Source organism: Lyngbya sp. CCY1209, from assembly GCF_055795065.1.
Genome location: NZ_JAYFER010000261.1, coordinates 1 through 9,733 on the forward strand (window position 1 = coordinate 1; position 9,733 = coordinate 9,733).

At 43.6% G+C, this 9,733-nt stretch carries 5 protein-coding genes; all 5 read left to right on the forward strand.

The window, feature by feature from the left end; translation table 11 throughout:
* The first annotated feature begins 237 nt into the window (after positions 1-237).
* Genes AC0QHF_RS07410 through AC0QHF_RS07430 form a run of 5 tightly spaced genes read left to right on the forward strand, consistent with a single transcriptional unit; the run spans position 238 to position 9,602 of the window.
* Complete coding sequence (locus AC0QHF_RS07410) at positions 238-2,394, forward strand: AAA family ATPase (protein ID WP_324703561.1); 2,157 nt, start codon at positions 238-240, stop codon at positions 2,392-2,394.
* A 6-nt stretch (positions 2,395-2,400) separates the two neighbouring features.
* Positions 2,401-3,981 (forward strand): DUF2357 domain-containing protein, encoded by a 1,581-nt coding sequence (locus AC0QHF_RS07415; RefSeq protein WP_324703562.1) that lies wholly within the window; start codon positions 2,401-2,403, stop codon positions 3,979-3,981.
* The gene (locus tag AC0QHF_RS07420) at positions 3,974-5,527 is read left to right on the forward strand and encodes a hypothetical protein (RefSeq protein ID WP_324703563.1); all 1,554 of its coding nucleotides are present in this window, start codon (positions 3,974-3,976) and stop codon (positions 5,525-5,527) included. The genes AC0QHF_RS07415 and AC0QHF_RS07420 overlap by 8 nt, the downstream gene beginning before the upstream one ends.
* Positions 5,524-7,251: a phospholipase D-like domain-containing protein gene (locus tag AC0QHF_RS07425; RefSeq protein ID WP_324703564.1), complete on the forward strand. Its 1,728-nt coding sequence runs from the start codon at positions 5,524-5,526 to the stop codon at positions 7,249-7,251. The genes AC0QHF_RS07420 and AC0QHF_RS07425 overlap by 4 nt, the downstream gene beginning before the upstream one ends.
* A gap of 5 nt (positions 7,252-7,256) precedes the next feature.
* Positions 7,257-9,602, forward strand: a complete 2,346-nt coding sequence (locus AC0QHF_RS07430; RefSeq protein ID WP_324703565.1) for a hypothetical protein — start codon at positions 7,257-7,259, stop codon at positions 9,600-9,602.
* The last annotated feature ends 131 nt before the right edge of the window (positions 9,603-9,733 follow it).

Consider the following 9,733-nt stretch of genomic DNA (forward strand, 5'->3'; position numbering starts at 1 on the left):
TTCAAACCCTTATAGAAAAGCCGTTTCAGTTTCCGACTCCCTAATACCGACTGCCGAGGACCGCGCGCAGCGCTATATTGCGGTGGGGAGGAAGAAACCAGCGCCAGATTAACAAAAATTTACATAAATTTTTCCTGAAATTTGCGTAATTTCTCCAGTTGCCGGCGATAGGATAGCAGAAGTAGCAGATTTCAGGGTTCCGGGATGATTAAAAATTTGGCGATGACGATCAAAGATTTGGCGATCGTCGGTGCTTCTTGTCTTGCTGGAGGTGCGGCTGCATTCTTCATTTCCCCATCCAAAGACGCTGTTAGTACCATCTTCGGCAGTACCTTGGGTGGATTGGGAGGAGCAACGGTTGTAATTGAAAGCATCAAAAAATCGTCCGGAGTAACCCTCAAAACCACACAAGAAATAGAGAATTTAAAACAAGAGCGTCAACGGCTAAATTCCGAAGTAAAACAGATACAAGATCGACTCAAAAATTTGACTGAAAATTTGAGCCAAATTGACAGTCAGTTGACCAACAAACAAAATGATTTAAAGTTTACCCAAGAAAGACTCGATACACTCGAAGAAAAAAGACAAGATTTGCAGGTTCGGCTAGAGAGAATCAAAATCCAAAATCCCAATTTGGGGCAGTTGGAAGAAATTGCAGCGAAAATCGGAGAACTGAGCCAACAAAAAAGCGGATTAGAAGGTCAAGTCATTGCTCTCAGTTCTCAGATAAAAGAGTTAGAAAATAAACGACAGTCCCTCGCTACAGTTGAAGCACAATATCACGCCAGAACGGGTCAATTACAGGAACTCGCAGAGCAAATCACAGGCAAGACTGAGGAATTGCAAACCCTTCAGACTCGACAAGCCGAGTTGGAAGTCATCCGAGCCAGTTACGATGCCTTGTCCGCAGAACAGCAAAACTTGTTAACAACCATCCGGCAGCTACGTCCGGAAATTGAGAGGTTGGAAGCTGAAAAGCAACGAATTTTGCAGGCGATTCAGGGACACCAACAAGAGTATCAAGAAATTGAACAATTAAGAATGCAAATCAGAAATCTTAATTCTGAAATCCGCAGAAAAAGTCTGGATTTTCAAGACATAGAAAATAAAATCAATACGGAAAATTTAACCCTCAATAGCTTGCGAGTTCAAACCGCTCATTTACAAGAAGAAAAACAGCAGCGTCAAGAAGAGATTGAGCGTTTGAGAGGAGAACTAGAAAATCTCAGCAATAATGCCGAAGTTGCGATGAAGGCGCTCACAGACAAGGTGTGGAATAATTTGCCGCCAACGCGATGGAATATCGGCATTAGTGGGGAGGCAGAACGTCAATTTTTACAAGATTTTATAACATACCTGAACTCACAAGGCTTGACATTTCCCCGGCGGGTGGTCAACGCATTTCACACCTCTTTAAAAGTTCAGGATATCTCGGCATTGGTGGTTTTGGCGGGGATTAGCGGGACTGGAAAAAGTGAACTTCCCCAACGATACGCCGATTTTATTGGAGCCCAGCGTTTGACTTTGGCGGTGCAACCCCGCTGGGATTCCCCGCAAGATTTGCAAGGGTTCTACAATTATATCGAAAAGAAATTTAAACCGACGGATTTGATGCGGGGTCTGTATCAATACAACCACGACGAGCAGATGAGAAATCGCATCGTTATCGTGTTGCTAGATGAGATGAACCTGGCTCGGGTCGAATATTATTTCAGCGATTTTCTCTCCAAACTCGAAAGCCGTCGTTCCGGCGACACTTATTTAGAAATTGATTTGGGAAGTTTGCCGCTGAGGGAGGAGGAACGTCGCCTTAAAATTCCCGAACAGTTTTTATTCGTGGGGACGATGAACGAGGATGAAACCACCCAAACGTTATCGGACAAAGTGCTAGACCGAGCCAATGTTTTGACCTTTGGCAAGCCGGAAAATTTGAGGCTGCGGGAAGAAAATCAAAACGGTTCTGGAGGGAACCGACGTCCCATTTATTTGGATTATCGACAGTTTAAGACGTGGACTAAAAACCCACAAGTCGATTCTCCTGTCGTTCAAAAGGTTAAAGAATATTTGGATAAAGCCAATGATGTGATGGAGAAAATCGGACATCCCTTTGCTCATCGCGTTTATCAGGCCATCACGAAATATGTCGTCAACTATCCCGGGGTGACGCAGGTGGCATCTCCGGAGTTCCGCCATGCTTTAGCCGACCAGTTTGGACAGAAGTTATTACCGAAATTGCGGGGATTGATGGTGGACGATTACCACGAAGAACTCGAAGAGATGAAACAACTGATTGATGAATTGAATGATCCTCCTTTGAACGGAGCGTTTGAAAAAGCCAGAAACAGTTCGACAGGTCAATTTGAGTGGAAAGGATTGATTTATCCGGAGGAGTAGTAAATCATGCAAATTTATCCGAGTTTATTTGCGTATCTGAATAGTAAAGCCGTGGAAAATTATGGGGTTTTGCGGGTGTGCGATCGCCCCATTATTTTGGCAAATGAAGCCAAAAATTTTACCTGTAAAGAAGCGATCGCTCTCGGCGGGGGATTGTATGAAATCGCTTTTCCTTATTTGGAAATTTCCGATCTGGAACATCACCAGAATGAATTAAAATACGGGTTGACTTTGGAGCCGACTGCGGTGGCGATTCAGATTGCCGATGAAGTGTGCGATCGCGACAATTTTGAAGATGAAAACCAGTCGAAAATTTGGGGCGAAAAATTGGGCGATCGCTTCGATGATACCGTCGCCAAATGCTTGCCAGTTTTCACGGGTTTGATCGAAAACTTGATTTCGGAAAAAGTGGGAAAAACAGCCACGGTTCGCGTCCTTGATTTGCCGGATAAAGATGCCAAAATTAAAGACGCACAAAAACCTCTAATTATCACCCTACAAAATCGCTACGAATTAAACAAAAAGCTGCAAACCATCAGTCCCAAAATGCGTCAACAACTGCGACGCAGAGCGGAATTGACCCCCATCGGACGCATTCAAGAAATGGATGCCTATTGTTTGCGGGATTATACCCGCCGTCCCGGCAGAAATGCCGCCGAAAAAGGGGGTTCCCGCCAAGAGTTGATGGCCGTCAGACGCCATCAGGACTACAACACCCCCGAAAATAGATTGCTCATTTATTTTGTCGGCAAAATCTTATATTTGGAGTCCATCCGCCTGGGGTCTGAATATGCCGAAGAAAACCGCAGTTTTAGCCAGTCTATTAAAGCCTTTAGAAATCAACCCCACGTCCGGCAAATTCTCCGACAGTTGAGGCGGTTTCAACTGCTCAAACCCAATTACGTTTTGCTGCAACACCCGATTTACAATAGCTTCTATCGAGCCTATCTTGATTATCTGGCGAAGAGGAAGGAAAAGCAAAAAATCTGGGGATTTCGGAATCGGTTATTCGCCGATGTCATCTCTCTCTGTTTACTGATGGCTTTGACCAAATTTGAAAATTTTTATGTCAACCCCACCGCCGAGTTGCGGCGGCGGATGGTTCCCGAAACGGGACGTTATTTAATCGCAGAAAATGAAGTCAATCTTAAAATTCAAGTCTTTGTAAAAGACAAAGTTTATAATTTTACTATCGAAAAACCGGAGGATATTGGCTGGGGGGACTGGCTGTTAAACCTAGAGATTCACGACTTGAACTCGGACCGGTTGGAAACTCGACAAATTAAAATCCCCATTTGGGTGTTTTGGTATCGTCCCACCGATGCGGTAATTTTACAAGCCGTCGAGTATCTCGGAAACCAGCAACAACGGGAACCCGACATCAAAACCGGACTGATTTTTTACTTGCAGGTTTCCCCCAATAAATTTTCGTCGCAGACACTCAATCAATGGAATTTTGAGAACCCGAGAAAAGTCTGGTTGCTGCCAACTCCCAACTTTCTCGCCGAGGAAGGTTGGAGGGAGACGGTGAATATGATATCCGATTTTATCAAAGGTTTAATCAATCAATTGACGGACGATGAATGAACAACAGTTTTGGTCGGAGTTGAACAATTTACTGAATTCTAAAAACGATTCGCCGTCAACAATACAGGCGATAGGGAAACGGTTGTCGCTGCTGCGGGAACAACTGCCGTTACCCCTAAAGTTAATTGTAGAAACCGTCCGTGACGGCGGGGTTTATTTGACCGAAAGAACCGGCTTAAATTTTCCCAGTATCACCCCCGCCTATCCCCTGAATGGCCATCAGCAAATCGCCTTAGAAATGGCCCTTTCCAATAGTGCGAACGCATTAATTTCCGGCCCTCCCGCCACGGGAAAAACCCGCATCGCCACCAATTTAGCCGACGCCGCCATTCGCCACGAAAAGCGAATTTTGATCCTCAGCCACCATCCCAGTGTCCTGGAGGCTTATAAACAATTACCCGGATATCCATGCAGGCTGAACCAGTTAGAAAGCCATCAAAACTGGATCGCAGAACAACTAAAAAATCATCACCTATCTCGGCCAGAGATGGATTATTTACCCGCCTCCTATCTCCCCGATTCCGAATTAGCAAAACTGCGAACCCCCGCAAAACTCGAAACCTGGCTGCCGCGAATTGCCGACAAATCTACAGTAGAAATTTCCCGGCTTCTCCAAACGGAATTTCCCGATTTAACCCCGGCGAGGCGGGACATCCTCGCCATTCAACTCCGACGGCTGACACCCTTACTCAAACAACAACTCAGCCTCAGTCAACTGTTCGGAAGTCTCCCCGAACGCGACATCCAAACCTTAGCAACACAGTTGGCAAATAATCCCCAAATCCCCATCTTGGCAACCGTCAGAGAGTTTTTTGATGCGGCGAATCAATCTCTGTGGCAAAGCCAATTCGATTGGGTCATTGTAGAAGAATCCCAATATTTAAGCTGGGATGAATTAATCCTGTTGGCGGGTTCGGGTCAAAAATTGATATTGTTCGGCGACGAACGCCATACTTATATCAGTAGACGCAACCGCAGAATGTTAAGCCGCATTGACGGCTTTACCTTCCTCTCTCAGCATTTACTGCCGGCTTATTCCTATAAACTCACCCAACAGTTTCGCTTGCATCCGGAAATTGCCACTCCCGTTTACTCCCTCATTTCTGACACCTGGATTCAAACCCACACCGAACCCATCTACCGCCATTTACCCGCCTGGAATCATCGCCTGGTGTGGCAAAATATTACCGACCAAACTGAAATTGAAAAAATCTCGGAGTGGTCGGCAAATTTACCGCCACCGGGGGAAGATATCGGCATCATTGCCACCTCGGAACGAGAACGGGAACGGTTAATCCGGGAATGTCCGCAATATTTTATCGACACCATCGATAACTGGAGTGGAAAAGAGAGAAAAATCGTCTTTTTTTGCTGTACCGGAAACCCGCAAAACCTGAACTGGGAACGGACAAAAATTGCCTTGACTCGGGCCAAAGATTATTTGATTCTGGTCGGAGACTTTGACCGATGGCGACAGGCTTCACCCTTGAAGAATTTGGAAATTCCCAGAAACAGGACGGGAGAAAGGACGGTGATTTTATCATGAAAGTTCAATGTCAATTGAAAGGAACATTTTATCGGCAATCCTCCACGGGAGAAGGGGTTAGCAGCATCTCCCTCGCCGAACTGTTGCGGGAGGTTCAAGCTGTCGCCACCCAAACCCAGAGGCGGACTCCCCAACTTTTGCGAGAATCTTTCGGTTTGGATTTTGTCCCCCGTTCGGCGTTGATCGAATTATTAAAACAGTTCCATCAGGTGACGGATGAAACGGAACTCTATCAACTGTCCGGGTTGCAATTTTTACATCCCCAGGTTTCCCAAAATCTTCCGGAACCCCAATTTTATGACTATCTATTTGTCAGTTGTGATGACGAGGATGGGGAAGTCAGATTTTCGCTGCAACCGGACGATCGCCAAATTCCCGTTTTTCCCTGTCAAGTGTCGGAACAGGAGGGAATTTACACCTTAATTTTAACCGGCGATCGCCATCCGAGTCTCTCTCCCCAACTGTCCGAGAAGATCTGGAAAGAGGCGATCGAGACTTGGGACAATTTAGAAGATTCTGCCAAAATCGATTATTTTCTCACCTCCATATCCAGTGATGAAGCCGAGGTGACGTTTTCGTCTCAACTGTCGCTGACGGTTCAGTTTGCGGAACTTCCCCCACCTCTACAGCAGGCTATTCAATTCCTGCAAAAACGGCGATCCGATCGTGCGGACTTACCCGGCGATGTCGCCAATTTGGTGGAACAATATAGATGCGATCGAAAACTCAAAACCCGTCATTTTCCCGATCGCCTCGAACCCCAATCAAGTTTTTCACCCGGCAAAAAGTTGATCTTCACAAGAAATAGTCGAAACACGATCGCTGAGATTATCAATAAAGCAGAACAATTTTTGCTGGTATCTAGCTATATCATCGAAGATGAAGATGTCGCAGAACTGATTTGTCAAAAGTCATCCCAACTCCCCCAAGGCGTGTGGATTCTCACCGACTTGAGGGACGAAGTAATTGATAGAATTGATAGTCAAGTGGAGTCCAGACAAAAATTGCCAATCAGTTACCAAAGGTCAGACGAAAAAAAGATCAGGTGTCTGCGAAAATTCTTGGCAACCGACCCCAATCAGCTACAAATCAGAAGTGGAAAATTTCACTTAAAAACCTGCATTTCTGAACAATATGCTTATCTAGGTTCCTGCAATTTGACCGCCGGAAGTTTGGATCGAAATTTGGAATCGGGGATAATTTGGAGAAACACTCCCTTACATTCCCAACTCATTCAAACATTCGGTCAGTTTTGGGATAACCACACCCAAGATGATATCATCGGTTCCGGAAATGTGTTGACCTTGCGTTCCATCCCCCGTCCCCATCAACCCCAAATTGTTTCCCATCCTCAGCTTTTAAATCCCCGCCAATACTATCGAGATTTACTCGACGAACTTCGGAGGTTTCGGGGAAATATCGTTATCATCAGCCGCAGCTTTCGACCCACGCCGGAATTGAGAGAACTTTTGAAGTTATCAAATACCCGAGTTTTTATCGACTCTCAAATGAACTGCCAGGATGCTGATTTTACAATTATTCCTAAAGATAACTGCCATGCTAAAATCACCCTTATTCAAGGCAAAGTCGCCTATATCGGCGGCATCAATTTTAACTTTTATCGCAACAGCTTTGATTTTCATGATTTGATGTACAAGACAACCAATAAACAAGAAATTTCGGCAATCGTAAAGTGTTTTAAATCCAGAAAAGAGGAGAATTGATCGTTATGTCAACTCGATTATTTAATTTGGAATCTTACGTTGAATGCCGTCAATACGCACATCAATTTAACAAAACTCCAGACGCTTTAACTCCCACCCCCGGAGATTTGCCGAGAGGCTATAAAAACTTGCTTAAAGATTACGGCGATTATCGATATTTGAATCAACCTATTTTGAGCGAAAATTGTCCGTCAGGATTGACGGTTAACCCCACAGAACTGACTTGCATGGGGACTCAGTTATCAACCGGGTCAACTCCGCGACTGTTCATTATTCCCGATACTATCGATTTATTAACTCTGAGTACCAGTCATTTTTTGGCATCCCAAGAAGCCTACTTATACGGCAGTGCTTATCATTATTGGAACAACTATTACACTATAAAAGATATCCAAATTGATCGACATCTGTTATTTTTAAATTTAGATAATTGGGTTTCTCGGGAAATGATTCCGATTGAAATTAAGAATCCAACTCCTATTTTGAAGCATCAAACTCCCATCCCATATCAATTAAGATTGAATCCCATCGAAACTTATCAGTCAATTTGTGAAGAGATTGCATCCGAAATATTGACCGCTCATTTTCCGGGGTTGGCGAATCAATCGCAGACCATCAATCACCTCGCGAATCACTTGCAAAAAATTGCATTCTTTCAGAAAGATATTATCAATCAAGAACAGATCACCTTGGTCGGTGAAATATACCATCAAGGCCGCATTTTTTATAAAAATGTGACGGTATCTCGGGATAAAATAAGAGGAATTATTTTAAGCAAAATCAATTTAGAAGAAATTAAGGATTTAATCCAACGTTATCCCAATTATCAATTTGTTTTAGTTTCTCAATATCATCCATTCATCGAATCTCAAGTCACCTCTTACCTTCCCGGCGTGATTTTTGTTTCCAGTCAGCGTCGAGACTTTGACCGCATCTGGAGACACAAGCAGAATTATGGGTCTAGATTACCTCTGTTTGGAATTTACCTAGATAAAATCGAGTTTAAGATTGCTATCGAGGATCAAGAAAGGTGGATTCAACTGACGGAAGGCGATATCATTTCCCGTGAAGGGGAATCCCGCGAGTTGATTGGAACCATTCCGGAATTGGACAACAAGGATACTTTTAGAATTCCCAAAGACAACTTAAATCCGACGCTGCCGATTCGGGTGAATGGCGAGGATTTTTGTAAAAACGGAGTTCCCCAAGATTATAGCATTTCTGTGGAAGAAAAACAAGTGACGGAAGATGTGGAGGTGAGGATAAAATTTACCCTAACACCGGGTTCATCTCCGATTTTAGCCGTTGAAGATATTGAGAATAAGTATCACATCACAGCGGAGTTAACTGATCGAATAGTCAAATACTATGGTTACATTCCCCATGCAAAATTGAGTCAAACCCGTGCAGAAAAGTCGAATAAGCAAATCGAGTTATTTAGATATAATAGCGATCGCCGGCAAAGATTACAAGACTATTTGCAAAAAATAGTTGCCGAATTAGAAATGGTAAATATTTCAAAAAATCGCAGTCCAGAACAACGTGAAAAAGACCAGGAATTAACCGGATTGCTATCTCAAATCACGAGTATTTTGCCGAAAAACAGTCATAGACTCGATGTTCTTCAATATATTGATCCCGAGGAGTTAACCGAATTGACGGCTGTTTTGAGCGATTCTCGATGGCAAAAAATTCCGGATATTCTCAAGCTTTACCCTTGCCATAGATCCAAAATAAATCTCGTTAACAGTGCCTTGATGTGGGTAGGGAAGCTGTATAAATTTTCACCCTATATTTTGTCCGATTTTTATTTTAATGAATCCAAAGAATCGAACATTATAGACGATACAAGAATTAACGCTCAATATTTTCAGTATTTAGCGAGAACTGCTATAAATGAATCCCTACAACAACGATATTTTAATTTATTCGATAATTCTGAGGGATTCACCAATTACGGATATATGTGGTATATGTGGGGTTACGGTCGAATTTTGCTCTGGTATTTTAATTTCCAAGATTCGCGTCATCTTTTTGATTATCGCCACCATTTTCTGACAATTTTAGAATATTTACGAAAAGAAAACCCCAGTTCTTTGCAGGATCAGTACAAGCAAAATGTGTTTTTATCTCTCTCGTATTTGTTGGGTTTTAGAGAATTTGATGCGGGTTTTTGTCAACCCAGTTCCGAGGAGTATTATTTAGCCAAAGAGGTTATTGCTAGGTTTGTTAGTGAACCAATCAAGTTAAATCAGGTTAGCAGAGAAAAGTCGCTGAATCAACTTTTTGAAGAGTTAATCGAAGAAAAATCGACCGAGGAAGATTGCGATAATTTATTGCAGGGGAGTTGAAAATGATCGGGTGGTTTTTGAGCGGAATGATCCCCCCCAGCCCCCCTTGATAAGGGGGGAGAATGATCCCCCCCAGCCCCCCTTGATAAGGGGGAGAATGATCCCCCCCAGCCCCCCTTGATAAGGGGGAG

Bases quoted from the DNA above. Each gene is read 5' to 3' on its own strand.
- AC0QHF_RS07425 (WP_324703564.1), top strand. From the start codon at position 5,524: ATGAAAGTTCAATGTCAATTGAAAGGAACATTTTATCGGCAATCCTCC.
- AC0QHF_RS07430 (WP_324703565.1), top strand. From the start codon at position 7,257: ATGTCAACTCGATTATTTAATTTGGAATCTTACGTTGAATGCCGTCAA.
- AC0QHF_RS07420 (WP_324703563.1), top strand. From the start codon at position 3,974: ATGAATGAACAACAGTTTTGGTCGGAGTTGAACAATTTACTGAATTCT.
- AC0QHF_RS07415 (WP_324703562.1), top strand. From the start codon at position 2,401: ATGCAAATTTATCCGAGTTTATTTGCGTATCTGAATAGTAAAGCCGTG.